Raw genomic sequence first — 360 nt, 5'->3', positions numbered from 1 at the left:
TAAGAATATGTGCAAGCTCAAGCCTCTGTTGGCCAAGTGGCGGGAGGAAGCGGACAATAATATCGGAGCCGCGAGTGGCTTCGACAAGCTTGCAACTCAGGGCAGAAAACGTAAGAAGCGAACCTCGATCGAGGTGGCTGTCAAGGGAGCTCTGGAGAACCACTTCTGTAAAAACCCCAAGCCGTCCGCTCAGGAAATTGGCACGCTCGCCGAGAAGCTTGGCGCCGAGAAGGAGGTGGTTCGTGTTTGGTTCTGCAACAGACGGCAGAAAGAAAAGAGAATGACTGCTTCTGTAACTGGTGGAGCTGACGACCAACATGTAGGATCGCCCCATGTTTCTTCGCCTCATGTTCCCTCGCC

General features: G+C 53.9%; 1 protein-coding gene. It reads left to right on the top strand.

Features of this window, described 5'->3' with window-relative positions; translation table 11 throughout:
* Positions 1-7: 7 nt before the first annotated feature.
* Positions 8-360 (top strand): homeobox domain-containing protein (locus tag ACYQ78_RS39345; RefSeq protein ID WP_459806097.1); only part of this gene is annotated, 353 nt, incomplete at its 3' end.

The organism is Herbidospora sp. RD11066 (assembly GCF_054661255.1).
The sequence above is the reverse complement of the archived record's forward strand: the minus strand, read 5'-3'. Positions and strand labels throughout refer to the sequence as shown.